The sequence below is a fragment of the uncultured Pigmentiphaga sp. genome (assembly GCF_937950555.1).
In the GTDB taxonomy this organism is placed as follows: domain Bacteria; phylum Pseudomonadota; class Gammaproteobacteria; order Burkholderiales; family Burkholderiaceae_B; genus Pigmentiphaga.
In genome coordinates, this window is the sequence record NZ_CALFCW010000022.1 from 18,218 (window position 1) to 44,849 (window position 26,632).

The following is a 26,632-nucleotide window of genomic DNA, read 5'->3' on the forward strand; positions in this document are numbered from 1 at the left end:
TCATGGGAGCAACGTTGGATTCAAGCAATATCAGTAATCTCTTGCAGGGCCGTCGCGTCCTGGTAACCGGGGCAGCACGGGGGTTGGGCTACGAGTTCGCCGTCCGGCTGTGCGAGGCCGGTGCGAAAGTGGTGATGGCCGACATCCTGGCCGACACGCTGAAGAAATCGGTCGAAACGCTGCAGGCGCGCGGGTTTTCGGTGCACGGCATTGAGGTAGACCTTGCCGATCCGGCCTCGATCGAGCGGTGCGCCGCCGAGGCAGCCCAAGTGTTCGGCGGCCTGGACGGCCTGGTCAACAATGCCGCCATCACGAATTCGGGTGGGCGCAGTGCCCACGAGCTGGACATCGAGGTATGGGACCGGGTCATGCAGGTCAACGTGCGCGGCACGTGGCTCATGTCGGTCGCCTGTCACGCCGCGCTGAAAGCCTCGGGGCGGGGTGCGATCGTCAACCTTGCATCCGACACCGCGCTGTGGGGCGCCCCCAACCTGCTCGCCTACGTGGCGAGCAAGGGCGCCGTGATCTCGATGACTCGCTCGCTCGCCCGCGAATTCGGCGTCGACAACATCACCGTCAACGCCATCGCGCCGGGACTCACCCTGGTCGAAGCGACCGAGTACGTGCCGGAGTCCCGGCACCGGTTGTATCACGATCAACGCGCGATCAGCCGGGAGCAGGTGCCGGATGACGTGAGCGGCTCCGTCTTGTTCGCCTTGTCGGACCTCGCCCGGTTCGTGACGGGACAGCTGTTGCCGGTCAACGGCGGATTCGTGATGAATTGAAAAAAAAGCGGCGGTGTGACCGGCCGCGCATTCCCGGGCCGGTATCATTTCGTCCCGCAAGCAACGAGTGAATGAGTCGGTCACACATGAGCAAAGGGAACGTATCGGAAGCCGCACAAGAGAAGTATCTGGTCCCAGCACTGGAGCGCGGGCTGCTTTTGCTGGGCCAGTTCAACCACCGGGACCGGAGGCTTTCGGCGCCTGAGTTGGCTCGTCGGTTGAACCTGCCTCGCTCCACCGTGTTCCGCTTGCTGATGACGCTGGAGTCCATGGGGTTCGTGGAGCGGGCCGAGGGTGGGCACGACTACCGCCTGGGGCTCGCTGTCTTGCGCCTGGGGTTCGAGTATCTTGCCTCGCTCGAGCTCACGGAGCTCGGTACGCCGCTGCTCGAGCGCCTGCGCGGGGAAATCGGGTTCTCGTGCAACCTGGTGGTGCGCGATGGGCGCTCGATCGTCTATGTGGCTAAGTCATCTGCCCCGACCCCTTTCACCAGTTCGGTCCACGTCGGGACGCGGCTGCCGGCCCATGCGACCGTGCTCGGTCGCATCCTGCTCGAGGACTTGACGCTGGAGGAGCTGCGCGAGCTTTTTCCCGAGGAAGAGCTGGAGGTGTTTTCGTCAAGCACGCCGCGCACGGTCAAGCAGCTCTATGAGATGGTGCAAAAGGATCGCGAGCGCGGCTACGTGCTCGAAGAAGCATTCTTCGAGGCGCGGGTATCCAGCGTTGCCGCGCCGGTGCGCGACGCGAGCGGCCGCATCGTGGCTGCATTGGGCGCCACGATACCCTCGTCCCGCTTCGATCCGGAGCGCATCGACGAGCTGGTGACCAAAGTGCGCAGCACGGCCATGGAGCTGTCCAGGCTACTGAATTATTCGCCCGAGAAAATGCAGGCCATGGGCAAGGTTGCCAACCTGTGACGTGCGGGGCGGCGCAATATCTGGCGCCGGCGCGATGACGTGCGTGCGCTCGGGCCGCCTCATGGGCAAGGGGAGTTGCGCGTGACGGCAACGACATTTTCCGCTGCAGTCATCGGCGCCGGCCCTGCCGGGCTGATGGCGGCGGAGGTGCTCGCCCGTGCAGGTGTCCCGGTCGACGTCTACGATGCCATGCCGTCGGCTGGACGCAAGTTTTTGCTGGCCGGCATAGGCGGCCTGAACATCACTCACTCGGAACCCCCGGAACGGTTTTTATCGCGGTATGGCGAGCGTGCCCACGTGCTTGCGCCCATGCTTTCGGCCTTTGGCGCCGCACAGGTGCGGGAGTGGGCTGCCGGGCTGGGCATCGAGACTTTCGTCGGGTCATCGGGCCGCGTTTTTCCCAAGGAAATGAAGGCCGCGCCCTTGCTGCGTGCCTGGCTGCATCGGTTGCGCGGGCAGGGGGTGCGGCTGCACATGCGCCATCGCTGGTGCGGCTGGCGAGATGAAGGCCTGCTGTTCGATACGCCCGGCGGCCCCCTCGTGCATCGCCATGCCGCCACCGTACTGGCATTGGGCGGGGCGAGCTGGCCGCGCCTGGGTTCGGACGCGGCGTGGGTGCCGTGGCTTGCCGAGCGCGGCGTGGCCATTGCGCCGCTGGCGCCAGCCAATTGCGGTTTCGAGGTCGATTGGAGCGAGCATTTCCGCCAGCGCTTCGCCGGCCACCCGGTGCAGGCGGTGGCGCTCTCGCTGGGCGAAGGGCCCGGGCAGGCATGGCACCGGCGGGGAGAGTTCGTCGTTTCAGAATACGGCCTGGAAGGGAGCCTGGTCTATGCCGCCTCGGCCATGCTGCGCGACGCGATCGCCCGGCACGGGAGCGTCAACGTTACGCTCGATTTGACGCCGGGAATGAGCCTGGAGCGCGTCGCCGAGGAGCTCGCCTGGCCTCGCGGCAGCAAATCCATGGCCAACCACCTGCGTGCGCGCGTCCGTGTCGACGGGGTCAAGGCGGGCTTGTTGCGCGAGGTGGTTCCCGCCGCCGATTTTCACCAGCCCGCGCGCCTGGCGCGCTGGATAAAGTCCCTGCCGCTGACGTTGCGCGCGCCGCGGCCGATCGAGGAAGCCATTAGTACCGCGGGGGGCGTGGCCTTCTCCGAACTCGATGAGCGTGGCATGCTCACGCGCCTTCCAGGCGTGTTCTGCGCCGGCGAAATGCTGGATTGGGAAGCGCCGACGGGAGGCTATCTGCTGACGGCCTGCCTGGCGAGCGGCCATTGGGCGGGGCAGGGCGCGGCCCGGTGGCTGGCCGCGGGCCACGGCGCTCCAGCGGGCTCGCCCGCTTGACCTTCCCATTGCGGCAAGGGTGATACTGTACGAGATCTCATGAGGAGTCTCGTTATGCTGCAATTCCAGGTACAAGGCATGAGCTGCGCGCACTGCGTCAAGGCCGTGACGCAGGCCGTCCAATCCGCATATCCCGATGCCCGCGTGGAGGTTGACCTCGATTCGGGGCGTGTCCGCGTCGAGCGTGCCGATGATGCCGCGCGCGTAGCCCGCTTGATCCAGGAGGCAGGCTATACGGTGTCGGAGTCGGAAACGCTGGGCTGAGCGCCGAACAGGGCAAGTTGCCCGTCGGGCGCTCCGAGCCGCACGCCGACGCCCATCAGCCGCACGGGCCGCGGATTGCGGTGAAACGCGGTGGCGAGGAGAATCCGGTATTGCTCTTCGTCGAGGGAGGTGCCCAGCCCTTCGGCCGTGGTGCGGGAGAAATCCGAAAACCGCAATTTGACGAACACCTTTTGGATGCGATGCTGGGCGTCGGCGCGCCGCACGCGCGCGTCGAGCTGGTCCAGCATTCCGCGCAGCAGCGCCTGGCAGGCGTCCAGGGACGTCAGGTCGGTGGCAAACGTCTGTTCCACGCTGACCGACTTGCGCTCGCGCGTGGGCGAGACCTCCCTGTTATCGATGCCGCGGCACAAATCATATAAGCGCTCGCCGAAACTGCCGAAGTGCTCGCGCAGCTTCTCCAGCTCCCATGTACGCAGGTCGGCGCACGTCTCGACGCCGAGCGCCTTGAGTCGTGCGCCGGTGACCTTGCCTACGCCGTGCAGTTTCGAGACCGGCAGCGCGGCCACGAATGCGTCGACGTCCTGCGGAGGCACGACGAACAGGCCGTCCGGCTTATTCCAATCGCTGGCGATCTTGGCCACGAATTTGTTGGGCGCAACGCCGGCCGACACGGTGATGCCCACGGTCTCTTTCACGCGGCGGCGGATCTCTTCCGCGATCAGCGTGGCGCTGCCGCGCAGTTTGTCGGTGCCGGTGACGTCGAGATAGGCCTCGTCCAGCGACAGGGGCTCTACCAGGGCGGTGTAGTCCCGGTAGATCGCCATGATCTGCGCCGACGCGGCGCGATACTTCTCCATCGCGGGCGGAAGGATCAGCAGGTCCGGACATAGCCTCAGCGCACGCGCCGACGACATGGCAGAGTGGATGCCGTACTTGCGTGCTTCGTAATTGCAGGTGGCCACGACGCCCCGCGTTTCGGGGCGGCCGCCGACCGCCAGCGGGCGGCCGCGCAGGCTCGGGTCGTCGCGCATTTCGATCGACGCGTAAAAGCAGTCGCAGTCGCAATGAATGATCTTGCGCATGAGAGCGGAAAACCCGGGTACGCGCTCCTACAGCAGACTCAGCTTCGCGTACCGGTAGAAACTGCCGGCAGCGGCCGTCGCAGCCAACAGGAACCCGTGGCGACCATCGAGGAATCCGCGCTTGAAGACGTATAGGCGCACGAAGGTCCACAGTCCATGTCCGATCGCCGTGCCTATCGAGGCGCGCCGGCCGCGGGCGTGCAGGGCGCGGGCGCTGTCGGTGGAGTAGCGGTTCATCTTCGCGACGGCCGTGTCCAGGTCTGGGTAGGTGTAATGGATCAGGTGGGGCTCGAGATGGCCGATGCTGCCCGTAGCAACCAGTTTTTCGTGCACCAGGTCGTCGCTGAAGCGCGCGCTGCCGCGGCGGAACAGGCGCAATACCCGATCGGGCCACCAGCCGCTGTGGCGGATGAAACGCCCGCAAAAGCTCGAGAGGCGGGGCATGTCGTAGGCGTCGTGTTCCGGCTGGCGCAATACCTGCGCGATGGCGCCGGCCAGTTCCGGCGTCACGCGCTCGTCGGCATCGAGGGACAGCACCCAGTCGCCGGTCGCCAAATCCAGCGCCCGATTCTTCTGGGGACCGAAGCCGGGCCAGTCCGGCGCGACGGTCACGCGAGCGCCATGCCTGCGCGCAATCTCCACCGTGTCGTCGTCGCTGCCCGAGTCGAGCACGATGATTTCATCGGCAAAGCGCACCGACTCCAGGCAGTCGGCAATGTTGCTGGCCTCGTTGCGGGTGATGATGATGACGGACAAGCGCATGGCGCGGCAAAGCAGTGTGGTGAGACCGCCATTACAGCACGGCCGAGCCCGGAAACGGCTCGCAACGGGGCGGGCTTTGCGTGTGGGAGCGGGCCCAGATTTAGGGTAAAATCTAAGTCTTTGATTTTTCTGGACTATTGATACGCATCAAGTGAGTTGCGGCATTGGTGGTCCGCCCACCATGACAGATACAGCGGCATTAGGGCCCAGTTCTTTTGCCGATTTCGGCCTGCACCCCGACATACTCAAGGCAGTCGTCGCCACCGGGTACACCACTCCTACGCCTATCCAGGCGCAAGCGATACCGGTGGTCATTACCGGTCGCGACGTGATGGGCGCAGCGCAAACCGGAACCGGAAAAACTGCGGCGTTCACCCTACCCATACTCCATCGGCTCATGCCTTTGGCCAACACGAGCGCGTCGCCGGCACGCCATCCGGTGCGGGCGCTCATCTTGACGCCCACGCGCGAATTGGCCGACCAGGTCGCGGAGAACGTCAAGCGCTACAGCCAGTTCACGCCGTTGCGTTCGGCGGTGGTGTTCGGCGGGGTCGACATCGGTCCCCAGAAGGACGAATTGCGGCGCGGCTGCGAAGTGCTCATCGCAACGCCGGGGCGCTTGCTCGACCACGTGGAGCAGAGAACGGTCAACCTTGGCCAAGTCGGCATGCTGGTGCTGGACGAGGCCGACCGGATGCTCGACATGGGGTTTCTGCCCGACCTCGAGCGCATCATCAGGCTGCTGCCCCAGCAGCGGCAGACGCTCCTTTTTTCGGCCACGTTTAGCAACGATATCCGCAAGCTGGCGCGGTCGTATCTGAACTACCCCGTCGAAATCGAGGTGGCCGCCCGCAACGCGACGGCCGACACCGTCACCCAGGTGGCCTATAAGCTGGGCAGCGATGCCAAGCGCGCGGCGGTGGTGCATTTGGTCAAGTCGCGCGGCCTCAAGCAGGTCATCGTGTTCTCGAACACCAAGATCGGCACGGCCCGGCTGGCGCGCGAACTCGAGCGCGACGGCGTGCGCGCCGAGTCCATCCACGGCGACAAGTCGCAGGCAGATCGCATGAAGGCCCTGGAGGCCTTCAAGTCCGGCGAGCTGGAAGTGCTGGTCGCGACCGACGTTGCAGCGCGCGGCCTGGACGTGGCAGGCGTGCCTTGCGTCATCAATTACGACTTGCCCTACAACGCCGAGGATTACGTGCACCGCATCGGCCGCACGGGGCGTGCAGGGGCCTCGGGTGAAGCGATCTCTCTCTTCACGGACGACGAAGAGCGTTTCCTGCTCGAGATCGAAAAACTGATCAAGCGGCAGATTCCGCGGGGTCGCCTGGACTTGCCCGCATCGGTGCTTGCGTCATCCTCGCGCAGGGAGCGTCCCGCGCGTGGTGCCGGCGGCCGGGGCGAGCGTTATCGTCACCAGGTGCAGGCGGCGCCGGTCGACGATTTCTTCTATCGTCCCTACGAGCCGCCGGCCGATCCCGCGCCGTCCAAGCCCGAAGCGGGCGCTACGCCGTCGCGTGCGGCCACCAAGCGGCCCTTGGCCGTGCTCCTGGGCGGGCCGGGCAGGAAGAACACCTCGTCGTCCTAACGGCGTTACGCCGGAAATTTTTCGATTTGCCACCGCCGCGCCCAGCGGCGGGTCGCCTCGGCGAGAAACGCCGTCACGTCGGCTGCCTGGAACGGCTCGAACTGCAAATGGCGCCATGCGGCCTCCAGCGCCGCCAGGGGGCGGGCGGCGTCAATGGCAGCGGCGCCAGTTTGTTTCGACAGTTTCTGACCTTCCGCGTTGACCACGATGGGTACGTGCATCCAGCGGGGGTTGGGTAGCTGCAGCATGTCCTGCAGGATTTTCTGCCTCGGTGTCGAACCGAGCAGGTCGGCTCCGCGGACGACGTCGGTGATGCCTTGTGCGGCGTCGTCCACGACCACGGCCAGTTGATACGCCCACATGCCGTCGGCCCGGAAGAGCACGAAATCGCCGACTTCGGATTCCACGTCTTGTTCCACGAGCCCCGCCCATCGGTCCACGATGCGCGTGCGCCCTTGCGGTACGCGCAGGCGCCAAGCTCGCGCCGGACGGCCGTTCAAACCGTTGCGGCACGTGCCAGGGTAGGGCAGCTCGCCAGAGGGCAAGCGGCCGCGCAGGTTCAGGATGGAGTCCGCGATTTCTTTCCGGGTGCAAGCGCACGGGTAGGCGGCGCCGGCTTGTCGAAGCGTATCGAACGCTTCGCGGTAAGCAGCGTGGCGCGAGGACTGGTACAGGACGTCTCCGTCCCAGGCCAGGCCCATGGCCTGTAATTGCTGCAGGATGGTGCGGTCCGCGCCTTCCACCACCCGCGGCGCGTCGAGGTCTTCGATGCGCACCAGCCAGCGGCCGCCGTGCGCACGCGCGTCGAGGTAGCTGGCCAGCGCGGCGACCAGGGAGCCCTGGTGCAGGGGGCCGGTGGGGCTAGGGGCGAAGCGGCCGACGTACGCCATCATGCCGCCCCCGCCACGTGTGCGGACGCCTGGGGCGGGGACAGCAGGGCGGCGTGCAGGCGCGCCGATTGCAGCCTCTTGAGCATCCACTTCATTGCCCGTCCTTCGGCTGGCCCCCGCCAGGCATAGACGAGCCGCTCGCTCGCGGGTGGGCCTTCCACGGCGCGCGCAACCAGCAGGCCTTGCGCCAAGGGGGCGGTGGCCAGTGGCTGCGGCAGGTAGCCGCAACCCAGGCCGCGGATCATCGCCTGGATTTTCAGTTCGATGGTAGGCAGGGTGATCGTGTGTTGTTTGGATAGGAGGCCTTTGGTGCCGGCGGGAAGGCGTCGCGCCGTATCGGCTACCACGAGGGCCGTGTGGCGGTCGATGTCGGTGGTCTGTAGCGGCTCTTGCGCCTTGGCCAAGGGGTGGTGGGGAGACATGCAGAAAACGAAGGGGAGGGCGCCCATCGCGCGCGACTGAAAGCCTTCTGCAGGCGCGTTGTCGGCATCCGCGCCGATGGTGATGTCGGCCCGTCCCGACAGCAAGGCATCCCAGTTGCCCCGCAGCACCTCGTAACTGAAGCGCAGGCGGGTGCCCGTGCCCAGGGCTTCGAAGTCGTCGACCAGGTCCAGCAGCGCCGAGCAATTGAGCGCGCCGTTGACCGCAATACGCAGCTCGGTTTCCCAGCCCGTTGCATAACGATGCACCCGCTGGGCGAGCGCTTCGAAGGCCTCGAGCAGCGGGCGCCCCTCGCGCAACAGCTCCTCCCCCGCGGGCGTGAGCCGCGCCCGGTGCCCGCTGCGGTCGAACAGGAGTGCATCCAGCTCGTCTTCGATCTTGCGTACTGAATAGGTGAGGGCCGACGGGACTTTGCCCAGCTCGCGTGCCGCCCGGGCGAAGCTGCCATGCCGCGCGATGGCGTCGATCATTTGGAGCGATTCAGGAGAGAGCGCAGGCATGGGGGGAAGATCGTTCAAGTAATTTGAATGATTTCCTCAAAGGATACGACACAACCCCGCCTGCCGATAGACCACAATGCTTCCATCACGGCATGGTTTTGCCAACCGCGAGCGAGAGGCAGGCCGAAAGGAGAGAACATCATGTTGACCTTGAGACGCAGTCACGAACGGGGCAGGGCGGATCACGGCTGGCTCCAGACAGCCCATACGTTTTCTTTCGCGGACTATTTCGATCCTGCCCACATGGGCTTCGGCCCGCTGCGCGTGATCAATGACGACCATATCGCGCCGGGAAGTGGCTTTGGCATGCACGGCCACCGGGACATGGAGATCATCACTTACGTACTGGAGGGGGCGATCGAGCACCGCGACAGCATGGGCAACGGCTCGATCATCCGGCCAGGCAACGTCCAGCGGATGAGCGCAGGCACGGGCGTCATGCATTCGGAGTTCAATCCCGATCCGCAGCGCATGACACACCTCTTGCAGATCTGGATCCTGCCGGATCGCAAGGGGGTTGCACCCGGTTATGAGGAGCGAGCATTCTCCGAGGCGGACAAGCGGGGCCGGTTACGGCTGGTTGCATCGCCGGATGGGGCCGACGGTTCGGTGAGCATGCACCAGGATGCGCGGGTTTACGCCGGGCTGTTTGACGGTGAAGAACATGCCGAGCATGCCTTGGCGCCAGGGCGCCGGGCCTGGGTGCACGTGGCGCGAGGCGCGGTGCGTGTCAATGGCGAGGCGTTGTCCGAAGGCGACGCCGCGGCGATCGAGGACGAGGCAAGCCTTGTCATCGACGGTGGCAAGGGCGCCGAGGTCTTGCTGTTCGACCTGCCGTGAGCACCGTCGGGCGGGGAGTCGCGGGGGAGCTCGCGCCTGGCCGCCCTCGATCGATTGAATCCGTCCGCACCGCCCTCATCTAAAGGCATGAGAAGCCGGCGGCCGGGAAGGCCGCCGGGATCTGACTTGCGAGAGAGCGGCCATGGAGTTCAAGGACTACTACGCTACGCTTGGTGTGGAACGAGGCGCGTCGGAAGACGAGATCCGGCGCGCCTATCGCAGGCTCGCGCGCAAGTATCACCCCGATGTCAGCAAGGAGCCCGATGCCGAGCAGCGCATGCGGGAGGTCAACGAAGCCTATCAAGTCCTCGGAGACCCGGAAAAGCGGGCGGCCTACGACCAGCTTGCCGCAGGGGTGTCGTCGGCGGGCGGTTTCAGTCCTCCGCCGGGCTGGGATAGCGGCTTCGAGTTTTATGGGGCCCGCGGGGCGGACGATGATTTGTTCAGCGAGTTTTTCTCGTCGCTGTTCGGTGGTCGCCGCGCGCGCGCCACGGCGCGCGCCCGCGGGGAGGATAGGCACGCCGCGATCGAAATCGACCTGGAGGATGCGCTGCGCGGCGCTTCCCGGGACGTCACGCTGCGTTCCGTGGAGTACGACGCGCAGGGGCGGCCGCACGTCCGCGAGCGCACCCTCAACGTGCGCATTCCCGCAGGGGTGAGAGAAGGGCAGTTCATCCGCCTCGCAGGCCAGGGCTCGCCCGGCACGGGAGGAGCGGAGAACGGGGACCTCTATCTGGAAGTTCGCTTCAAGCCGCATCCCCGCTACCGGGTCGACGGACGCGATTTGTATATGGACCTGCCGGTGGCACCATGGGAGGCGGCCCTTGGCGCCACCGTGCGCGTGCCGACGCCGCTCGGCCCAGTGGAGGTGACCGTGCCGGCCAATTCCAGGCACGGGCGGCGGCTGCGCCTGAAAGGGCGTGGGATACCGGCCAGCCCACCCGGCGACCTTTACCTCGTGCTTGACGTCGTCTGGCCCCGGGCAGATACCGAGAAGGCGCGGCAGGCCTACAAAAAGCTGGCGCAGGAATTGTCGTTCGACCCGCGCCGGAATCTTGGAGGAGTCCGATGAACACCGTGACCCTTACGGCCACCCTCGTGGGGTACGAAAAACCGCTCAGCGCACGGGAGTTGGCGCAGGCTTGCCGGGCGGACGAGGGCTGGGTCGCGCAGCTGGTGGAGGCAGGCATCCTGGACGCGCACGGAGATCTCGCAAGCTGGCGTTTCGACAGTGCGGCCCTGCGCTGCGCCCTGCGGGTCAGGTCGCTGCAGCGCGCGTTCGACGTCAACCTCGACGCGGCCGCCCTGATCTTCGAAATGAGCGATGAAATCCGTCGCCTGCGCGCCTTGTTGAAAGCCTACGGGCTGGATGATCGCGGGCTTTGAGCAACAGGCTGGGCCATTTTGCGTGAACCTAGGGTTTACCCTAGTCGCGTGCAGTGGGCCGAGCGGCTATATTTCAACCGTGTTTCGTGTATGGACTGCTAGTTCATATTTGAAACGAAGCCCATCCACCTCTCTTGACCGCCTCGCCGCTCGTGAATCCGCCCACCGCCATGGACGCCGCGCCAGACAAATATGTCGTTCCAGGATTGGAACGAGGCCTGCGCGTGCTCTGCGAGATCGGGCGCGGCAAGGGTGGGGCGACGGCGCCTGAGCTGGCGCGGCGGCTGGGAGTGCCCCGCACCACCGTATTCCGGCTGTTGGCAACGCTCGAACGGCTGGGCTTCGTACAGCGCGCCGAAAATGGCCGCGATTATTCGCTCGGCATGGCGGTGCTGCGGCTGGGCTTCGAGTACCTGGCGTCCCTCGAGCTCACCCAACTGGGCGCGCCTCTGTTGGAAAGGGTCCGCGACGAGTTCAATCTGTCCTGCCATCTCGTCGTGCGTGACGGGCCGGACATCGTGTATGTCGCCAAGGCCGCCGCCAACACGCCGCTCGCCAGCTCCGTCAACGTCGGAACGCGCCTGCCTGCCCATGCCACCGTGCTGGGCCGGGTCCTGATGGCGGATATGTCGTTGGAACAGCTCCGGGAGCTCTACCCCGAAGGCGTCCTGCCCACCGTCAACGCTTTCACGCCGCGCACCGTCGAGCAGCTCTACGCTTTGCTGCAACGTGATCGCGAGCGTCCCTATCTGCTCCACGAAGGTTTTTTCGAGTCGGGTATTTCCACTCTTGCTGCGCCGGTGCGCCAGGAAGGCGGCGCCATTGCCGCCGCATTGGGCGTTGCGATGCCGGCGGTGCCCATCGAAGCCTCGAGACTCGAACGCTTGGCGCGCGCCGTCTGCGAAAGCGCCGCCGAGCTTTCCGCATTGCTCAACTACCGTGGGCCCGTGGCTTACGGTCTTCATGAAAAACTGAACGGGATGGTTGCTTAATGTCTATGTACAACCTTGACGGCAAAGTCGCCGTCGTTACGGGCGGCACCTCGGGCATTGGCCTGGCCACGGTCGGCTTGCTGCTCGAAGCGGGCGCCGCCGTGGCTTTCTGCGGCCGCAACGAGGACAAGCTCAAGCAGGCCCGCGACGGCCTGCTCGCGCGTTTCCCCAATGCGCGCATCCATGCGGCGCGCTGCGACGTGCTCGTGCCCGAACAAGTCGAGGCTTTCGCTGCCGATGTGCAGCGTGAGCTCGGGCCTGCGACCATCCTGGTCAACAACGCCGGCCAGGGGCGCGTGTCCACCTTCGCCAGCACCGAAAATTCTGCCTGGCTGGACGAGCTCCAGCTCAAGTTTTTCTCGGTGATCAATCCCACCCGCGCCTTCATTCCCCAACTGGAACAAAACGAAGACGCGGCCATCGTTTGCGTGAACTCGCTGCTTGCCATCCAGCCGGAGCCCCACATGGTGGCGACCTCCGCTGCCCGCGCAGGCATTCACAACCTGGTGCGCTCGCTGGCCTTCGAACTGAGCCCCAAGAAGATCCGCGTCAACGGCATCCTGCTGGGCTTGGTGGAGTCGGGCCAGTGGCGCCGCCGCTACGAAGAGCGCAAAGACCGTTCGCTCACCTGGGAGCAGTGGACGGCGCGGATCGCGGCCGAGAAGCAGATCCCGCTCGGCCGCCTCGGCCGTCCCGAAGAGCCTGCGCGCGCCATCTTTTTCTTAGCTACGCCCTTGTCTTCCTACACGACGGGCAGCCATATCGACGTATCCGGAGGGGTTTGCCGTCATGCCTAATGCCAATCGCATCACCGTGGGCGCAGCCATTGCCCAGTTTCTCGAGAACTGCGGCGTAAAGGCGGCGTTTGGCGTCATTTCGATCCACAACATGCCCATCCTCGACGCCTTCGGCGAACGCGGCAACATCCGCTTCGTGATGGCCCGGGGCGAGGCAGGCGCCACCAACATGGCCGATGCCTACGCGCGCACCACGGGTGGCCTGGGCGTGACCGTGACCAGCACCGGCACGGCAGCAGGCAACGCGGCCGGCTCGATGGTGGAGGCCATCACGGCCGGCACGCCGTTGCTGCACCTTACCGGCCAGATCGACAGCCCCTACCTGGACCAGAACCTGGGCTTCATCCACGAAGCCAATCACCAGCTCGAAATGCTGCAGGCCGTGTCCAAGGCTGCCTTCCGCATCCGGACGCCGGAGACGGCCATCGGCATCATCAAGCGGGCCGTGCAAATCGCGATGACGGCGCCCACGGGGCCCGTGAGCGTCGAGATCCCCATCGACGTGCAGGCAGCCCTGATCGACATGCCTGCGGACCTGACCCCGCTGCCCGTCGCTGACTTGGTGCCTTCCGAAGCCGCGCTGGACGAACTGGCGGATCGCCTTGCCAAGGCCAAGCGCCCGCTGTTGTGGCTCGGCGGCGGTGCCCGCAAGGCAGGCGAACAGGTTCGCCGCCTGGTCAAGATGGGCTTTGGCGTGGTCACCAGCACGCAGGGCCGCGGCGTGATCCCCGAGAATGACCCGGCCTGCCTGGGTTCGTTCACCGCCGTCAAGCCAGTCGAGAATCTCTACCAGACCGTGGATGCGATGCTGGTGGTCGGTTCGCGGCTGCGCAGCAACGAAACGCTGAAGTACGCGCTCAAGCTGCCGCAGACGCGCTATCGCATCGACGCCGACCCGACGGCGGACGGCCGCGCCTACACCACGGATTTCTTCGTCAATGGCGATGCCACGCTGGCGCTCAAGGGGTTGGCCGACCGCCTGGAAGGCAAGATGGCGGTGGACCCGGTGTTCCTCGACGACATCCAGGCTGCCAAGCGTGCTGCGCTGGCCAAGCTGCGCGACGACGTCGGTCCCTACACCAAGCTCATCGATGCTTTGCAATCCGTGGTTGGCGAGTCCTTCAACTGGGTGCGCGACGTCACGCTCTCGAACAGCATCTGGGGCAATCGCCTGCCGTGCCTGCACGACCCGCGCGCCGGCGTGCATGCCCTGGGCGGCGGCATCGGCTTGGGCCTGGCGATGGGCGTGGGCGCCTCCGTCGGCGCGGCCGTGACCGGTTCCGGCAAGAAGACCTTTACGCTGGCAGGTGATGGCGGCTTCATCCTGAACCTGGGAGAGCTGGCGACCGCCGTCCAGGAGCAGGCCGACATGCTCATCATCCTGATGAACGACCAATCGTACGGCGTCATCAAGAACATCCAGGACGCCGTGTACGGCGGCCGCAAGCACTACGTGCAGCTGCATACGCCGGACTATGCGCTGTTGACGCAGTCGATGGGCCTGGGACACATCCGCGTCAAGCACGCGGACGAGATCGAGGCCGCGATCAAACAAGGCCTATCCGTCAAGGGGCCGTTCATCGTCGAAATCGACATGTTGTCCGTCGGTGGCTTCAATACCAAATTCGCCGGTCCTCCGGTCAAGGCAGCGGCCGAGAAAACGGGGGCTTGAACCATGATGATTTCCGACAAGACCCTACCGATCTGCGTGGCGGGCGTTTGGCGCGAAGGCGGTGGCGAACGCTATGCCACCCTATATCCCGCCACGGGCGAGGCCGTCGCTTACTTGAATGCGGCCAGCCTCGATGACGTGGAAGAAGCGATCCAGGGCGCGCACCAGGCCTTCCTCACCAGCGGCTGGGCCCAGCGCAAGCCGCATGAGCGGGCGGCAGTGCTCTACCGCATCGCGCAGCTGATCCGCGAGCGGGCCGAGGAACTGGCCCAGCGCCAGCGCCTGGACAACGGCAAGCCGATCAACGAGACGCGCGCGCTGGTTGCCAGCGCGGCCGGCACCTTCCAGTTTTTCGCCGCTGCCTGCGAAACGCTCGAAGAAGTCATCACGCCTTCCCGCGGCGATTATGTATCGATGAGCGTGTACGATCCCATGGGGGTCGTGGCTGCCATCACGCCCTGGAACTCGCCCATTGCCAGCGAGGCGCAGAAACTGGCCCCGGCGCTGGCGGCGGGCAATGCAGTGGTGGTCAAGCCCGCCGAAGTGACGCCGTTGATGGCGCTCGACCTGGCCCGCATCTGCGAAGAGGCGGGCGTGCCCAAGGGCCTCGTGAGCGTGTTGCCCGGCAAAGGCTCGGTCATCGGCGATGCGATCACCAAGCATCCCCTGGTCAAGCGCGTCTCGTTCACCGGAGGCACCACGACCGGCAAGCACATCGCGCACATCGCCGCCGACAAAATGATGCCCGTGTCGCTGGAGTTGGGCGGAAAATCGCCTACGATGGTGTTCGAGGACGCCGATCTGGACCATGCGGTCAACGGCGTGCTCTACGGCATCTTTAGTTCCTCGGGCGAATCGTGCATCGCCGGTTCGAGATTGTTCGTCGCGTCGTCGATCTACGAACAGTTCGTCGATCGCCTCGTCCAGCGCGCTTCGGCGCTGCGCATCGGCGATCCCGCCGACGAGCGCACGCAGATGGGCCCGCTGATTACCGCGCGCCATCGCGAGTCGATCGAGCGTTACGTCGAACTGGGCGTCTCGGAAGGAGGACGCATCCGCACCGGCGGGCACCGTCCCGAAGGCGGCATCTACGACAAGGGTTATTTCTATCGTCCGACCATCATCGAAGGCCTCGACAATCGGGCGCGGATCTGCCAGGAAGAGATTTTCGGGCCCGTGCTGGTGGCGATGCCGTTCGACGATGAAGCCAGCCTGATCGAGCAGGCCAATGACAGCGTCTACGCGCTGGCCGCGGGCATCTGGACCCGCGACTACAAACGCGCTTGGCGGGTTGGCCGCGCCGTGCAGGCCGGGACGGTATGGATCAATACCTACAAGCTCTTCTCGATCTCGACGCCGTTCGGCGGCTGGCGCGACAGCGGCATCGGCCGTGAGAAAGGACGGCTCGGCATCCTGCAGTACATGGAGCAGAAGAGCATGTATTGGGGCATGAACGAGCAACCCTTGCCCTGGGCGAACTGAGGCCCCCGGCGCGCTGAAGCGCCGGGCGCCCGGGGCGGAAACGACAGCCTTGCGCCCCGGGCTGCAAGGCAACTTGGTGCGAAGCACCGCGTTTGGAGAAATATGATGGACGTATTGGGTATTGACGAAATCACCTACGGGGCCGACGACCTGGCCTCGTGCAAGCGGTTCCTGCTCGACTGGGGGTTGAACCTGGTCGAAGAGACCGACAAGTCGCTCGTTTTCGAGTCGATGAACAAGTGCCGGGTGATCGTCAAGACCACCGACTATCCCGGCCTGCCGCCCGCCATCGAGGAAGGCCCGACCTTGCGCGAAGTGGTGTGGGGCGTTTCCAGCGACGAAGTGGTGGAGCGTTTCGCCGCCAAGCTCAAGGACTTGCCGGGATATGTGAACGCGGAAGGCCGGGTCGGCTGCACCGACCCGAACGGCTTGGCCGTGCGGTTCCAGAAAACCCGCAAGATCGACCTGAAGCTCGACACGCCGGGAATGAATACCTGGAACGAGAAGGCCCGGCGTAACCAACCCGGCCCGATCTACGAGCGCGCGACGCCCATCGAAGTCGGGCACGTGGTGTTCTTCGTCAAGGACGTGAAGGCATGCGAGAAGTTCTATGCAGAGAACTTCGGCTTCGTCGCTTCCGACCGCTATCCCAATCGCGGTGCCTTCATGCGCTGTTCGGCCGAGGGCGGTCACCACGACCTGTTCTTGCTGCAGCCGCCCCAGCCTCGGTCCGGCCTGAACCACGTCGCCTTCACCGTGCGCGACATCCATGAAGTGTTTGGTGGCGGCATGGCCATGGCGCGCCAAGGTTGGTCCACCCAGTTGGGGCCCGGCCGCCACCCGATCTCGTCTGCTTACTTCTGGTATTTCAATTTCCCGGGCGGCGGCTTGATCGAGTACTACGCCGACGAAGACTACCTGGATGCAGAGTGGGAGGCGCGCGAGTTCGAGCCCGGCCCCACGGTGTTCGCCGAGTGGGCGATCGAGGGTGGGCTGGACGGCCATACCCGGCGCCAGAAGAATGCGAAGGCCCCTGACGGGAAATTCTTGACGGAGAAGCGCTGAGCGTCCGGACGAGGCCCGCCCTACGCGGCGGGCCCGGACGAGCGCGAAGCTAGGTGAGCGATATGGCGGATCCCGCGAACATCCTGTTGACCGTGCTGCTCAAGCACGATCAGTCGAACAACCTGGACGCCGTCCAGACCAAATTGAAAGAGGCCGACTGGTGGGAGCGGTTCCCGCCCGAAGGCGTGAAGATTGTTTCCTGGACCGTTGCGATGGGGTTGGGGCAAATCGTGACCCTGGAGGTGCCCCCGCATCTGCTCGCGACGGTGAACGTAGAACTCGAACGCTCGGCTTGGGGCGTATTCCGCACCGAGTGCTATCCCACTTATGACTTTGTTCCCGTTCGCGAGCGCATCCGCGAACGCGTACGCAACGGAGGTAAATGATGCAAGATCGTTATCTGGAGCCGCTTCAGGCGCGGCGCCGTCCCCCCACCGAATGGGAAAACCTGCTCGGCGATTCGCTCGAGCGCGCCTTTGCCGCCGGCAAGCATGAACTCGCCCCCATCGTCGAGTACTTGAACCAGGCAGGGCCCCCGGCTCCCAATGGAGTGGATTGGACCGAAGAACTGCTGAAATCCGAATTGGCCCGCCTGGCCGAGAACGCTTGAGGAATCCGTCATGATCAAGATCGACAGCCCTGACGCCCTGTTGGCGAACGGCCTGAAAGATACCTGGTACGCGATCTGTCCGTCCAGCTTCATTCAGGACAAGCCCGTTTCCCTGCGCCGACTCGGCATGAAAATCGCCCTCTGGCGCGATGAAGCCGGCAAGCTCTACGCCCTGGAAGACCATTGCCCGCACCGCGGCGCGCCCCTGTCGCGCGGCGTCATCCTGGGCGACCGCGTCGGCTGCCCCTACCACGGCGTGCAGGTGCGCGCCGACGGCGTGGTGACCAAGGTTCCCGGTAGCCCCGGCTGCAGCCTGGAAGGCAAGCGCGCCGCCCGCTCGTTCCACGTGGTCGAGCGCAATGAGGTCGTCTTCCTCTACAACTCGGCGACCAACGTCGACGAAGCGCCGGATTTCACCCTGCCGGAAGAGCTGGCCTCGGACGAATTCGCTTCCTTCCTTTGCTACACCGAATGGCGCGGCGATTATCGCTACGTCATCGACAACGTCATGGATCCCATGCACGGGACCTACCTGCACAAGCAGTCGCACTCGATGTCGGAAGGCTCGACCGTGGCCGAGTTCGGCGTGCGTGACACCGAGCACGGCTTCATTTTCGAGAAGAAGGGGCAGCGCGGCGTGAACTTCGACTGGACGGAGTGGGGCAACACTGGCTTGCACTGGCTGCGCCTCGAGATCCCGTATCCGCCCACCGGCGGCCCGGGAGGCGGCTTCGGCATCGTCGGCACCTATACGCCTATTTCCGAGAACCTGTGCGCCGTGTTCCACTGGCGCTGCCGCCGGGTTTCGGGCTGGCAGCGCCATGCGTGGCAGTTCCTGTACAAGAACCGCCTCGAGGCGCGCCACTGGGCGGTGCTGGAACAGGACCGCGAAGTGCTGGAGTCGATGGAACCCGACGCCAACCAGCGCGAGAACCTGTACCAACACGACATCGGCCTGGTTCGCCTGCGCCGTCACCTGCGCAACCTCGCCACCGAGCAGTTCGAGCGGCTCAAGGGCCAGGGCCTGCTGTAAGCAGCGCTAGCGGACGATCCTCCTCTGCCGTGACGGGGGAGGGGATCGTCCCGCCTCGGAGATGCAATGAATCAAGCTAGCGTAGCCCGGCGCGTGATCGCGCCGTCCATACCAGAGCGCGAGACGGCGACCTGGTCCAATTGCCTGGTCTTGGGTAATGAAATCGCGATGTCCGGGATGACTGCCAATCCGGAGTCCAAGCCCGAGGCCCCGTTGAGCACCTATGAGCAGACCCTCGTCATCCTGGGGAAAATCCGCACTTTGGTCGAGGCGGCTGGCGGAGGGGTGCAAAATATTTATAAACTGGTGATTTACGTGACGAACATCCAGGACAAGGACGAAGTCGGTCGCGCTCGCAAAGAGTTCTTCCAGCCGCCTTATCCGTGTTCGACACTGGTCGAGGTGCGCGGCCTTGTTTTCCCGGGGTTGACCGTGGAGATCGACGCTTTCGCGCGGCTCGACGTCACCCTGCGTGCCGACGCATAACCGCTTTTTGTTGACCCTTCATGAACAGCAGCTCACTCCTAACGGTTTTGGTTCACACCATCCGCCTTGAAGCGCAGGGCATTGTCAGTGTCGAGCTCCGCTCGCCCACTGGCGATGAACTGCCGCCTTTCGAGGCCGGTTCCCACATCGACCTGCATCTGCCCAACGGCCTCGTGCGCAGCTACTCGCTTTTCAATTCGCCGCAAGAGCGCCATCGCTATGTGGTCGGGGTGCTGAACGACCGTAATAGCCGGGGGGGCTCGCGCTTCGTGCACGAGCAGCTGCGCGTGGGATCGACCATCAAGATCGCGCCGCCGCGAAACAACTTCGAGCTGGACGAGTCGGCGCCCAAATCGGTGCTGCTGGCCGGCGGCATCGGCGTGACGCCCATTTTCTGCATGTACAACCGGCTGCGCGACATCGGCAAGCCGGTCGAGTTGATTTATTGCGCCCGCAGCCGCAAAGAGGCCGCCTTCGTCGATGAGCTCGTCGCCTCCGGCGGCAAGGTCACGCTGCGCTTCGACGACGAGGCGGGCGGTCCGCCGAACCTGCGCGAGCTGCTGGCCTCGCATCCGGCCGATACGCACTTCTATTGCTGCGGTCCCACGCCCATGCTGGACGCCTTCGAGGCCGCCTGCAAGGAATTGGGTTATCCCAACGTCCACATCGAACGCTTTGCCGCCGCGGGCGAGGTGACGGCCTCGCAAGAGGGCAGCTACCAGGTCGAGCTGGCCAAGTCCGGCAAGGTCATCGACGTGCCGGCCGGCATGTCGCTGCTCGATGCGCTGCTGGAAGCGGGCATCGATGCCGACTACAGCTGCCGCGAAGGGGTGTGTGGCGCCTGCGAGACCGCCGTGCTGGACGGCATCCCCGACCATCGGGATTCGGTGCTGACCGAGCGCGAGCGTGAGTCGAACAAGACCATGATGGTCTGCGTCTCGGGTTGCAAGGGAAGCAAGCTGGTGCTGGATCTTTGATCATGCCTGGGCGGCCACCGTGCGGGCCGCCACTGCCGAAGCGAAAAAAGGACGACGCCTCTCCAGGCATCGTCCTTTTTTTTTGCAAGGTCGCCCGCCTCAGGCGGCCGGTGCGCTTTCCGCTGCCTGTCCGTGGTTGGTGAAGAGGTCCGGAGGCAGGTGCTTGACGGCCTCGTAGGTCGTGCTGATGTGGTCGGCCAGCAGGGCGCTGGCGCGATCTGCGTCCCGAGCCAAGGCGGCTTCCAGGATGGCGCGATGTTCGTCATGCACGTCGCGCGGGATGGGCTTGCGGGTGACGACCAGCCGGCGGTAGCGCTCGGCCTGCTGGTACAGGATGCCGAGGAAGTGGTGCATCCAGCGCGAGGTGCAGGCGCTGATCAGCGCTTGATGGAATTCCCGGTTGCGGTCTTCCCATTCGTCGAAGCGATTGATTGGATTGGAGGCGAGTCGCTCCTCGGCCCGGCTCAGCCGATGGAAGGCAGCGATGATGCGGCTTTCCCAGACGTCGTCGCCGGTTTGGATGGCCTGGCGCAGCGCTTCGCATTCCAGCAGGATGCGGTTGCGCGTGATGTCGTAGAAATCCTCCATCGAAATCGGCGTTACGTGGAAGCCGCGCTGCCCCTGGGAGACCACCAGGGCGTCTGAGACGAGCAGCGACAGGGCTTCGCGCAGCGTGCCGGCCCCCACGCCGTACGAATCTTTCAAATGCTCGACGCGCAGGCGCGAACCCGGGGCGAGCCGGCCTTCGATGATGTCGCGGCGCAATGCCGCGTAAGCCGTCCCGACCAGCGTAGTGGGGGTGGCCGAGTGAGCCAGCGGGGGCAGTTCCAATGGGCTTCCAGGCATGTCTGATGGTACGGGCGGCTTATTGCCCCCTCTCGTTGTTTACTGGTGAAATTCTAGTGGATTATCGAGTAAAACCGTCAGTATTAGGGAAAACCATAAAATCTCGATAAAAATATTTTCAACCGAGATTTTGTGGCGTATTGTGTTCGCTACGAAAGATGGCGGGCCTCTAGGCCCAAGCTGGGAGACATTGGTGATTCATCTACACGACATCCGCTACGTGCGGCTCGGCACGCCCGACCTGGACGGCGCCGTTCGCTACGCCACGGAGATCCTGGGCCTGCAAGTGGCGCGGCGCGAAGGCAAGGCCGTTTACTTCAAGTCGGACAGCCGGGATCACACGCTCTGCTATTTCGAAGGCGATCCCCGCGATCACACCACGGGCTTTGAAGTCGACACTCCTGAAGAGCTCGAGCAGGCCTTGGAGCAACTGGAGCGGGCGGGTTACCAGGCCACGCGCGGCAAGGCCGCCGAAGCCGAGCAGCGCTATGTCCGCGAGTTCATCAACTTCAAGGACCCCTCGGGGAACAGCGTCGACCTCGTATATGCGCCCCTGCATAGCGGCCGCCGCTACTTCCCTTCGCGGGATGCGGGCATCACGGGGTTCAGCCATATCGGGCTGCGCACGCTGGACGCGCGCCGCGACGAAGTTTTCTGGACGCGCCTGCTGAGCGCCAAGGTCAGCGACCGCATCGGCGAAGCGCCGCTGCTGCGCATCGACGAGGTACACCACAAGATCGCGCTCTTCCCTTCCGCCTATCCGGGCGTGCAGCACATCAATCACCAAGTAGAAAGCATCGACGACATCATGCGTGCCTTCTACGTGCTGCAGGAAAAGGGCATTCCCATCCGCTTCGGACCGGGCCGTCATCCGACGTCGAGCGCCATCTTCCTGTACTTCGAAGGCCCGGATGGCATGATCTACGAGTATTCGACGGGCGTGCGCCTCATCACTGAGGAAGACGAGAAGAACTATCGTCCGCGCAATTTCCCGGCCGATCCCACGGGGTTCTGCATGTGGGGCTCCAAACCCGACATTCCGGAGTTCAAGTCTTGAGCGCGCCCTCCATCGTGCCGACCCCGCGCCAGCAAAGCTTGGTGCGGGCGGCGGCCCGCGCCCTGGCGCGTGCCAACCTGGCCCACGCGTACGGCCACTGCAGCCTGCGCCTGGACAAAGATCATTTCCTCGTCTGCGCTGCCAAGCCCATGGGCATGATTGCGCCGCACGAGGCAGGGACGGTGGTTCCCGTCCACGGAGAGCTGCCCGAAGGCGTTCTCGGCGAAGTCCGCATCCATCAGCATATTTACCGCCTGCGGGAAGACGTCGGCGCCGTGGTCCGGAGCATGCCGCGAGACGTGATGACGCTGTCGAGCGCACGCATCACGCCTGCCCCGAGGCATGGCATGGGGTCGTATTTCTCGCCGGCAGTGCCGCTCTGGGACGACCCGCAATTGGTGCGCAGCGACGAGCAGGCGGCCGGCGTGGCGGCTGCGCTGGGTAACGCGCGGGCCGTCGTCATGCGCGGCAACGGTGCCGTCGTGGCTGCGCCAAGCATCGAACAGGCTGTCGTCCTGACCTGGTATTTGGAAGATGCCGCGCGCATCGAGTTGCAGCTGCGCGCCGCAGGCCTGGCCGACGGTCCGATCCTATCGCCGGAAGAGGCCGCCCGTCGTGCTACCGGTGCGGGACGCATCTTCGAGCGCATGTGGGAATACCTGTGCGACGGCGATCCTGAGTTCGCGGACGTCATCTGAGCGCTCGGCAACCCGGCGCAGCCCGCGCGCGAGCGCGCGGAACCATTTTCAGGAGTGCATTCATGAAAGAATTCAAGAACTTCATCAACGGCCAGTGGGTTGCCACGGGCAAGACTTTCGAGAACCGCAACCCGGTCGACAACAGCCTCATCGGCCCGGTGCATGAGGCGGGCCGCGCCGAAGTCGACGCTGCGGTCAAGGCCGCGCGCGCCGCGCTGTCCGGGCCGTGGGCCAAGATGAAAGTGCAGCAGCGCGTGGAGATGCTGCATGCGATTGCCGACGGCATCAACCGCCGCTTCAACGACTTCCTGGACGCCGAGATCGCCGACACGGGCAAGCCGCACGTGCTGGCCAGCCACGTCGACATCCCGCGCGGCGCTGCCAATTTCAAGGTCTTCGCCGACCTGATCCGCAACGTGCCGGGCGAGACCTTCGACATGGAAACGCCCGACAACGGCTTTGCGCTGAACTACGCGGTGCGCGTGCCGCGCGGCGTGATCGGCGTCATCTGCCCGTGGAACCTGCCCCTGCTGTTGATGACCTGGAAGGTCGGCCCGGCCCTGGCATGCGGCAACACGGTCGTGGTCAAGCCGTCCGAAGAAACACCCGCCACCGCCACGCTGCTGGGCGAGGTAATGAACGAGGTTGGCGTGCCTCCCGGCGTCTACAACGTGGTGCACGGTTTCGGGCCCGATTCGGCCGGCGAGTTCCTGACCCAGCATCCGGACGTCGATGGCATTACCTTCACCGGTGAAACCCGCACCGGCGAGGCCATCATGCGCGCCGCGGCCAAGGGCGTGCGTCCGGTTTCGTTCGAGCTGGGTGGCAAGAACCCCGGCATCGTGTTCGCCGACGCAGACTTTGACAAGGCCGTCGCCGGCATCGCCCGTTCCGCGTTCGAGAACAGCGGCCAGGTGTGCCTGGGCACCGAGCGCGTGTACGTGCAGCGTCCCATCTTCGAGAAGTTCGTCGAGGCGCTCAAGGCCAAGGCCGAGTCGTTCAAGCTGGGCGACCCGCACGACCACTCCACCAACTTCGGTCCGCTGGTCTCGCATGTGCACCGCGAGAAAGTGCTGAGCTACTACGCCAAGGCACGTGAAGAAGGCGCCACCATCGTGACCGGTGGCGGCGTGCCCGACATGCCCGGCAAGATGGCCGAAGGCGCGTGGGTCCAGCCGACGATCTGGACCGGACTGCCCGAGACCGCTTCGGTGATCCGCGAAGAAATCTTCGGGCCCTGCTGCCACATCGCCCCCTTCGATACCGAGGAAGAGGTCATTGCCCTGGCCAACGACACGCCGTATGGCCTCGCCGCGACCGTGTGGACCCAGAACGTGGGAACCGCGCACCGCATGGGCAAGGCGCTGAACGTGGGCATCTGCTGGGTCAATTCTTGGTTCCTGCGCGACCTGCGCACTTCTTTTGGTGGCGCCAAGCAATCCGGCATCGGCCGCGAGGGCGGGGTGCATTCGCTGGAGTTTTACACCGAGCTGCGCAACGTTTGCGTGAAGCTATGAGGAGCTGACCATGCCCATCATTCAAGTGCAACTGATGGAAGGGCGGACGGACGAACAGCGTGCCGCCCTCATCGAAGAGCTCACCGAAGCGACGCATCGCGCCATCGGCGCTCCCCGCGAGTCCGTGCGGGTGGTGCTGGTGGAGGTGCCGAAGACGAATTTCGGAATAGGCGGCAAGACAGCGAAGGCGCTGGGACGCTGATTCCGCTTTCCCCCCAAGAAGGAGACAGTTAGAAATGATGAAAAAGAGAACCGCCGCGTTTGTCGCGGCGGCCCTGATGGCTGCGGGATCTGCCCAGGCGGATGTCAAGATCGGTTTCTCCGGCGTGCTCTCCGGGCCCATGGCGGCCCTGGGGCAGGACCAGTACGACGGCTTCATGCTGGCGGTCGAACAGCTGGGCGGCAAGCTGGGTGGCCAGCCTGTCACCGTGCTGCGCGAAGACGACCAGCTCAAGCCCGATGTCGGTGCGCAGATCATCCAGAAGTTCATCGAGAAAGACAAAGTCGACGCCATCGTAGGCCTGGGCTTCTCGAACGTGCTGATGGCCGAGGTCCGTCGCATCAAGGATTCCGGCGTACTGGCATTGAGCACCAACGCCGGGCCGGCGCCTATCGCGGGCAAGGGCTGCATGGCCAACCTGTTCGTGATGGGATGGCAGAACGACGGCATGTCCGAAGCCATGGGCAAATATGCCAAAGAGCAGGGCTACAAGAACGTCTATTTGATGACGTCCAACTACCAGGCGGGCAAGGACAAGCTCGCGGGCTTCAAGCGGTTCTATGGCGGCGAGATCAAGCACGAAGTCTATACGCCGCTGGGACAGCTCGACTACGCGGCCGAAATCGCCGCCGTGCAGAACGCCAAGCCCGATGCGCTGTTCGTCTTTTATCCCGGCGGCGTGGGCGTGAACTTTGTTCGCCAGCTCAACCAGGCAGGGCTGATGGGCAAGCTTCCGTTCCTCTCCGAAAGCTTGATCGATTCGAACTCGCTCGCGGCCCTCAAGCAGCAAGCGGTCGGGTCCATCTTCGGCACGCCGTGGGCACCGGTGCTGGACAATCCCCAAAATAAGAAATTCGTGTCGGGCTACGAAGCCAAGTACAACCGGCCTCCCACCGAGTACGCGGCAGCAGCTTATGATGCGGCTTATTTGCTGGATGCGGCCATCGCCAAACTGGGCGGCAAGGTGTCGGACAAGAAGGCTTTCGCGGCCACGGTCAAGGAGCTCGGCTCCAAGTTCCCGTCGGTGCGCGGCAAGTTCGCCTTCAATAACAACAACGTTGCCATCCAGAACTACTACGCCTATGAGATCGTGCAGAACGGCGACGGCGTCGGATACAAGCTGCTCGCGCAAGTCCTGACCGATCACAAGGACGCGTACGCGGCTGAGTGCCCGTTGAAGTAACCCCCGTCGCCCCAGGCGTGCCGTCCGGCCGCGGAAGGATCGGCTTTGGCCGCATCCGCCCGCGGCCAGGGCGTTGCCGTTGGGTCGTGCAGGGGCCGCGCCGGTTGGATGACTGCGGTCCGGCCGGCGAATCACATGGCGTCACCCAGGGGTGGCACCGATGGTCCGCGGGAGCGTGGACCGGTATGCTCTGGGCGCGGCCGCCGAGGGCGGCGCAAGCGCTGGTGCCGGGCACACGGGAGCCGGGCGTGCGGGGGAAGTCCCGGTTGTTATGACACGGAAGTCTGTCAATGAATAGTTCGCTGTTTTTGTCGCAGTTGCTCAATGGCTTGCAGCTCGGCGTGCTGTTGTTCCTGCTGTCGTCAGGGTTGACCCTGATCTTCGGCATCATGAATTTCATCAACCTTGCGCACGGCTCTTTGTACATGGTCGGCGCATTCATCGGCGCGGCCACGTACAACGCGAGTGGTTCGTTCATTTTCGCCATCGCCGCCGCCATCATTTCATCCGGCCTGGTCGGGCTGTTGCTCGAACACGTGGTCGCCAAACCCCTATACCGGCACGACCACCTGTACCAGGTGCTCGCCACCTTTGGCCTGATGATGTTCTTCAACGAGCTGGCCATCGTCATATTCGGCAATCGTCCGTATTACGCTGCCATTCCTTCTGCGCTCGACGGCGCCGTGACGCTGTTCGGCACCCAGTATCCGATTTACCGCATCCTGATCATCGCGGTGGGCGTGCTCGTGGCGCTGGGCGCGTGGTATCTCATCCAGAAGACGCGGTTCGGCATGCTGATCCGGGCAGGCGCGAGCAATTCGCCGATGGTGAGCGTGCTGGGCGTCAACATCGACTTGCTCAAGAAGCTGCTCTTCATGCTCGGCGCAGGCCTGGCCGGGCTGGCCGGTGCGCTCGCCGGCCCCATTTTGTCCGTGCAGTCCGGCATGGGCGAACCCGTGCTGATCTTGGCCTTGGTCGTCATCGTGGTCGGCGGCATCGGTTCGATTCGGGGCGCGTTGGTGGCGGCCATGGTCATTGCGGTCATCGATACGCTCGGCCGTGCGTACATCCCGCAGCTGTTGGGTTCCTTCATGAAGCCCGCCACGGCCAACGCCGTCGGGCCGGCCCTGGCGTCCATGCTGATCTACGTGCTGATGGCGCTGGTGCTGGCTTTCAAACCCAATGGCATTCTGGCGCCTGCCAAGCGCTGAGGAGCCGCCTGGCCCCGGTTGGGGCC

General features: G+C 64.8%; 29 protein-coding genes. 24 read left to right on the forward strand and 5 right to left on the reverse strand.

What is annotated here, in order from left to right:
- The first annotated feature begins 2 nt into the window (after nucleotides 1-2).
- From Q0319_RS05560 to Q0319_RS05575, 4 genes are all read left to right on the forward strand, one after another.
- The gene (locus Q0319_RS05560; protein ID WP_299451392.1) at nucleotides 3-785 is read left to right on the forward strand and encodes an SDR family oxidoreductase; all 783 of its coding nucleotides are present in this window, start codon (nucleotides 3-5) and stop codon (nucleotides 783-785) included.
- 86 nt (nucleotides 786-871) lie between these two features.
- Nucleotides 872-1,702 (forward strand): IclR family transcriptional regulator, encoded by an 831-nt coding sequence (locus Q0319_RS05565; protein ID WP_296468266.1) that lies wholly within the window; start codon nucleotides 872-874, stop codon nucleotides 1,700-1,702.
- A gap of 81 nt (nucleotides 1,703-1,783) precedes the next feature.
- Entirely contained in the window at nucleotides 1,784-3,043 is a 1,260-nt protein-coding gene (locus tag Q0319_RS05570) for a TIGR03862 family flavoprotein (RefSeq protein WP_299451393.1), read from the forward strand.
- Between the two features lie 39 nt (nucleotides 3,044-3,082).
- A complete protein-coding gene (locus tag Q0319_RS05575; protein ID WP_296468263.1) occupies nucleotides 3,083-3,307 on the forward strand; it encodes a heavy-metal-associated domain-containing protein in 225 nt (74 codons plus the stop codon).
- Here the strand turns inward: Q0319_RS05575 and dinB are convergent.
- Both dinB and Q0319_RS05585 read right to left on the reverse strand, forming a co-directional pair.
- On the reverse strand, nucleotides 3,274-4,350 hold the full coding sequence (dinB, locus tag Q0319_RS05580) for a DNA polymerase IV (protein WP_296468261.1): 1,077 nt from the start codon (nucleotides 4,348-4,350) through the stop codon (nucleotides 3,274-3,276). The two genes, Q0319_RS05575 and dinB, sit on opposite strands and share 34 nt — an antisense overlap.
- A 27-nt stretch (nucleotides 4,351-4,377) precedes the next feature.
- The gene (locus Q0319_RS05585) at nucleotides 4,378-5,112 is read right to left on the reverse strand and encodes a glycosyltransferase family 2 protein (RefSeq protein ID WP_296468259.1); all 735 of its coding nucleotides are present in this window, start codon (nucleotides 5,110-5,112) and stop codon (nucleotides 4,378-4,380) included.
- Nucleotides 5,113-5,293: 181 nt separating this feature from the next.
- Between Q0319_RS05585 and Q0319_RS05590 the strand changes: the two genes are divergently transcribed.
- Nucleotides 5,294-6,703, forward strand: a complete 1,410-nt coding sequence (locus Q0319_RS05590; protein WP_299451394.1) for a DEAD/DEAH box helicase — start codon at nucleotides 5,294-5,296, stop codon at nucleotides 6,701-6,703.
- Nucleotides 6,704-6,708: 5 nt separating this feature from the next.
- Here Q0319_RS05590 and gluQRS read toward each other — a convergent pair whose 3' ends face one another.
- Entirely contained in the window at nucleotides 6,709-7,593 is an 885-nt protein-coding gene (gene gluQRS, locus Q0319_RS05595) for a tRNA glutamyl-Q(34) synthetase GluQRS (RefSeq protein WP_299451446.1), read from the reverse strand.
- Complete coding sequence (locus tag Q0319_RS05600) at nucleotides 7,593-8,534, reverse strand: LysR family transcriptional regulator (protein ID WP_299451447.1); 942 nt, start codon at nucleotides 8,532-8,534, stop codon at nucleotides 7,593-7,595. Before Q0319_RS05600 ends, gluQRS begins: the two co-directional genes overlap by 1 nt.
- 141 nt (nucleotides 8,535-8,675) lie before the next feature.
- On the opposite strand from Q0319_RS05600, the gene Q0319_RS05605 reads away from it, so the two are divergent.
- From Q0319_RS05605 to Q0319_RS05665, 13 genes are all read left to right on the forward strand, one after another.
- Nucleotides 8,676-9,374 (forward strand): pirin family protein, encoded by a 699-nt coding sequence (locus Q0319_RS05605; RefSeq protein WP_299451395.1) that lies wholly within the window; start codon nucleotides 8,676-8,678, stop codon nucleotides 9,372-9,374.
- Nucleotides 9,375-9,516: 142 nt separating this feature from the next.
- Nucleotides 9,517-10,446: a DnaJ C-terminal domain-containing protein gene (locus tag Q0319_RS05610; protein ID WP_299451396.1), complete on the forward strand. Its 930-nt coding sequence runs from the start codon at nucleotides 9,517-9,519 to the stop codon at nucleotides 10,444-10,446.
- Nucleotides 10,443-10,760, forward strand: a complete 318-nt coding sequence (locus Q0319_RS05615; RefSeq protein WP_296463855.1) for a chaperone modulator CbpM — start codon at nucleotides 10,443-10,445, stop codon at nucleotides 10,758-10,760. Before Q0319_RS05610 ends, Q0319_RS05615 begins: the two co-directional genes overlap by 4 nt.
- Nucleotides 10,761-10,930: 170 nt before the next feature.
- Nucleotides 10,931-11,752: an IclR family transcriptional regulator gene (locus Q0319_RS05620; protein WP_296463919.1), complete on the forward strand. Its 822-nt coding sequence runs from the start codon at nucleotides 10,931-10,933 to the stop codon at nucleotides 11,750-11,752.
- The gene (locus Q0319_RS05625; protein ID WP_296463858.1) at nucleotides 11,752-12,549 is read left to right on the forward strand and encodes an SDR family oxidoreductase; all 798 of its coding nucleotides are present in this window, start codon (nucleotides 11,752-11,754) and stop codon (nucleotides 12,547-12,549) included. The genes Q0319_RS05620 and Q0319_RS05625 overlap by 1 nt, the downstream gene beginning before the upstream one ends.
- A complete protein-coding gene (locus Q0319_RS05630) occupies nucleotides 12,542-14,221 on the forward strand; it encodes a thiamine pyrophosphate-binding protein (RefSeq protein ID WP_299451397.1) in 1,680 nt (559 codons plus the stop codon). The genes Q0319_RS05625 and Q0319_RS05630 overlap by 8 nt, the downstream gene beginning before the upstream one ends.
- Before the next feature lie 6 nt (nucleotides 14,222-14,227).
- On the forward strand, nucleotides 14,228-15,703 hold the full coding sequence (locus Q0319_RS05635) for an aldehyde dehydrogenase (RefSeq protein WP_296463920.1): 1,476 nt from the start codon (nucleotides 14,228-14,230) through the stop codon (nucleotides 15,701-15,703).
- Between the two features lie 105 nt (nucleotides 15,704-15,808).
- Entirely contained in the window at nucleotides 15,809-16,768 is a 960-nt protein-coding gene (locus Q0319_RS05640; protein ID WP_296463922.1) for a VOC family protein, read from the forward strand.
- A 62-nt stretch (nucleotides 16,769-16,830) separates the two neighbouring features.
- Nucleotides 16,831-17,154, forward strand: coding sequence for a hypothetical protein (locus Q0319_RS05645; protein WP_296463862.1), 324 nt, complete (start codon nucleotides 16,831-16,833; stop codon nucleotides 17,152-17,154).
- Nucleotides 17,151-17,378: a recombinase-like helix-turn-helix domain-containing protein gene (locus tag Q0319_RS05650; RefSeq protein ID WP_296463864.1), complete on the forward strand. Its 228-nt coding sequence runs from the start codon at nucleotides 17,151-17,153 to the stop codon at nucleotides 17,376-17,378. Before Q0319_RS05645 ends, Q0319_RS05650 begins: the two co-directional genes overlap by 4 nt.
- 10 nt (nucleotides 17,379-17,388) lie before the next feature.
- Entirely contained in the window at nucleotides 17,389-18,411 is a 1,023-nt protein-coding gene (locus Q0319_RS05655) for an aromatic ring-hydroxylating dioxygenase subunit alpha (protein ID WP_296463866.1), read from the forward strand.
- A gap of 66 nt (nucleotides 18,412-18,477) precedes the next feature.
- Complete coding sequence (locus Q0319_RS05660) at nucleotides 18,478-18,897, forward strand: RidA family protein (RefSeq protein WP_296463869.1); 420 nt, start codon at nucleotides 18,478-18,480, stop codon at nucleotides 18,895-18,897.
- A gap of 20 nt (nucleotides 18,898-18,917) precedes the next feature.
- Complete coding sequence (locus Q0319_RS05665) at nucleotides 18,918-19,874, forward strand: PDR/VanB family oxidoreductase (protein ID WP_087782252.1); 957 nt, start codon at nucleotides 18,918-18,920, stop codon at nucleotides 19,872-19,874.
- Between the two features lie 99 nt (nucleotides 19,875-19,973).
- On the opposite strand, the gene Q0319_RS05670 is transcribed toward Q0319_RS05665, so the two are convergent.
- Nucleotides 19,974-20,705: an FCD domain-containing protein gene (locus tag Q0319_RS05670; protein ID WP_363322244.1), complete on the reverse strand. Its 732-nt coding sequence runs from the start codon at nucleotides 20,703-20,705 to the stop codon at nucleotides 19,974-19,976.
- 208 nt (nucleotides 20,706-20,913) lie between these two features.
- Between Q0319_RS05670 and Q0319_RS05675 the strand changes: the two genes are divergently transcribed.
- The 6 genes from Q0319_RS05675 (at nucleotide 20,914) to Q0319_RS05700 (ending at nucleotide 26,606) form a co-directional block, all read left to right on the forward strand.
- Complete coding sequence (locus tag Q0319_RS05675) at nucleotides 20,914-21,777, forward strand: VOC family protein (protein ID WP_296463875.1); 864 nt, start codon at nucleotides 20,914-20,916, stop codon at nucleotides 21,775-21,777.
- The gene (locus Q0319_RS05680; protein WP_299451398.1) at nucleotides 21,774-22,475 is read left to right on the forward strand and encodes a class II aldolase/adducin family protein; all 702 of its coding nucleotides are present in this window, start codon (nucleotides 21,774-21,776) and stop codon (nucleotides 22,473-22,475) included. Before Q0319_RS05675 ends, Q0319_RS05680 begins: the two co-directional genes overlap by 4 nt.
- Before the next feature lie 62 nt (nucleotides 22,476-22,537).
- Nucleotides 22,538-23,992: a 2-hydroxymuconic semialdehyde dehydrogenase gene (locus Q0319_RS05685; protein ID WP_296463880.1), complete on the forward strand. Its 1,455-nt coding sequence runs from the start codon at nucleotides 22,538-22,540 to the stop codon at nucleotides 23,990-23,992.
- Between the two features lie 10 nt (nucleotides 23,993-24,002).
- Nucleotides 24,003-24,194 (forward strand): 2-hydroxymuconate tautomerase, encoded by a 192-nt coding sequence (locus Q0319_RS05690; protein WP_296463882.1) that lies wholly within the window; start codon nucleotides 24,003-24,005, stop codon nucleotides 24,192-24,194.
- 37 nt (nucleotides 24,195-24,231) lie between these two features.
- Complete coding sequence (locus tag Q0319_RS05695) at nucleotides 24,232-25,395, forward strand: ABC transporter substrate-binding protein (RefSeq protein WP_296463924.1); 1,164 nt, start codon at nucleotides 24,232-24,234, stop codon at nucleotides 25,393-25,395.
- 290 nt (nucleotides 25,396-25,685) lie between these two features.
- Nucleotides 25,686-26,606: a branched-chain amino acid ABC transporter permease gene (locus Q0319_RS05700; protein ID WP_296463884.1), complete on the forward strand. Its 921-nt coding sequence runs from the start codon at nucleotides 25,686-25,688 to the stop codon at nucleotides 26,604-26,606.
- The last annotated feature ends 26 nt before the right edge of the window (nucleotides 26,607-26,632 follow it).

Coding starts and splice junctions, on each gene's coding strand:
- Q0319_RS05560 (WP_299451392.1), top strand. CDS start 3: ATGGGAGCAACGTTGGATTCAAGCAATATCAGTAATCTCTTGCAGGGC.
- Q0319_RS05590 (WP_299451394.1), top strand. CDS start 5,294: ATGACAGATACAGCGGCATTAGGGCCCAGTTCTTTTGCCGATTTCGGC.
- Q0319_RS05610 (WP_299451396.1), top strand. CDS start 9,517: ATGGAGTTCAAGGACTACTACGCTACGCTTGGTGTGGAACGAGGCGCG.
- Q0319_RS05635 (WP_296463920.1), top strand. CDS start 14,228: ATGATTTCCGACAAGACCCTACCGATCTGCGTGGCGGGCGTTTGGCGC.
- gluQRS (WP_299451446.1), bottom strand. CDS start 7,593: ATGGCGTACGTCGGCCGCTTCGCCCCTAGCCCCACCGGCCCCCTGCAC.
- Q0319_RS05645 (WP_296463862.1), top strand. CDS start 16,831: ATGGCGGATCCCGCGAACATCCTGTTGACCGTGCTGCTCAAGCACGAT.
- Q0319_RS05600 (WP_299451447.1), bottom strand. CDS start 8,534: ATGCCTGCGCTCTCTCCTGAATCGCTCCAAATGATCGACGCCATCGCG.
- Q0319_RS05615 (WP_296463855.1), top strand. CDS start 10,443: ATGAACACCGTGACCCTTACGGCCACCCTCGTGGGGTACGAAAAACCG.
- Q0319_RS05575 (WP_296468263.1), top strand. CDS start 3,083: ATGAGGAGTCTCGTTATGCTGCAATTCCAGGTACAAGGCATGAGCTGC.
- Q0319_RS05700 (WP_296463884.1), top strand. CDS start 25,686: ATGAATAGTTCGCTGTTTTTGTCGCAGTTGCTCAATGGCTTGCAGCTC.
- Q0319_RS05565 (WP_296468266.1), top strand. CDS start 872: ATGAGCAAAGGGAACGTATCGGAAGCCGCACAAGAGAAGTATCTGGTC.
- Q0319_RS05665 (WP_087782252.1), top strand. CDS start 18,918: ATGAACAGCAGCTCACTCCTAACGGTTTTGGTTCACACCATCCGCCTT.
- Q0319_RS05685 (WP_296463880.1), top strand. CDS start 22,538: ATGAAAGAATTCAAGAACTTCATCAACGGCCAGTGGGTTGCCACGGGC.
- Q0319_RS05625 (WP_296463858.1), top strand. CDS start 11,752: ATGTCTATGTACAACCTTGACGGCAAAGTCGCCGTCGTTACGGGCGGC.
- Q0319_RS05640 (WP_296463922.1), top strand. CDS start 15,809: ATGGACGTATTGGGTATTGACGAAATCACCTACGGGGCCGACGACCTG.
- Q0319_RS05660 (WP_296463869.1), top strand. CDS start 18,478: ATGAATCAAGCTAGCGTAGCCCGGCGCGTGATCGCGCCGTCCATACCA.
- Q0319_RS05605 (WP_299451395.1), top strand. CDS start 8,676: ATGTTGACCTTGAGACGCAGTCACGAACGGGGCAGGGCGGATCACGGC.
- dinB (WP_296468261.1), bottom strand. CDS start 4,350: ATGCGCAAGATCATTCATTGCGACTGCGACTGCTTTTACGCGTCGATC.
- Q0319_RS05630 (WP_299451397.1), top strand. CDS start 12,542: ATGCCTAATGCCAATCGCATCACCGTGGGCGCAGCCATTGCCCAGTTT.
- Q0319_RS05655 (WP_296463866.1), top strand. CDS start 17,389: ATGATCAAGATCGACAGCCCTGACGCCCTGTTGGCGAACGGCCTGAAA.
- Q0319_RS05690 (WP_296463882.1), top strand. CDS start 24,003: ATGCCCATCATTCAAGTGCAACTGATGGAAGGGCGGACGGACGAACAG.
- Q0319_RS05620 (WP_296463919.1), top strand. CDS start 10,931: ATGGACGCCGCGCCAGACAAATATGTCGTTCCAGGATTGGAACGAGGC.
- Q0319_RS05650 (WP_296463864.1), top strand. CDS start 17,151: ATGATGCAAGATCGTTATCTGGAGCCGCTTCAGGCGCGGCGCCGTCCC.
- Q0319_RS05695 (WP_296463924.1), top strand. CDS start 24,232: ATGAAAAAGAGAACCGCCGCGTTTGTCGCGGCGGCCCTGATGGCTGCG.
- Q0319_RS05585 (WP_296468259.1), bottom strand. CDS start 5,112: ATGCGCTTGTCCGTCATCATCATCACCCGCAACGAGGCCAGCAACATT.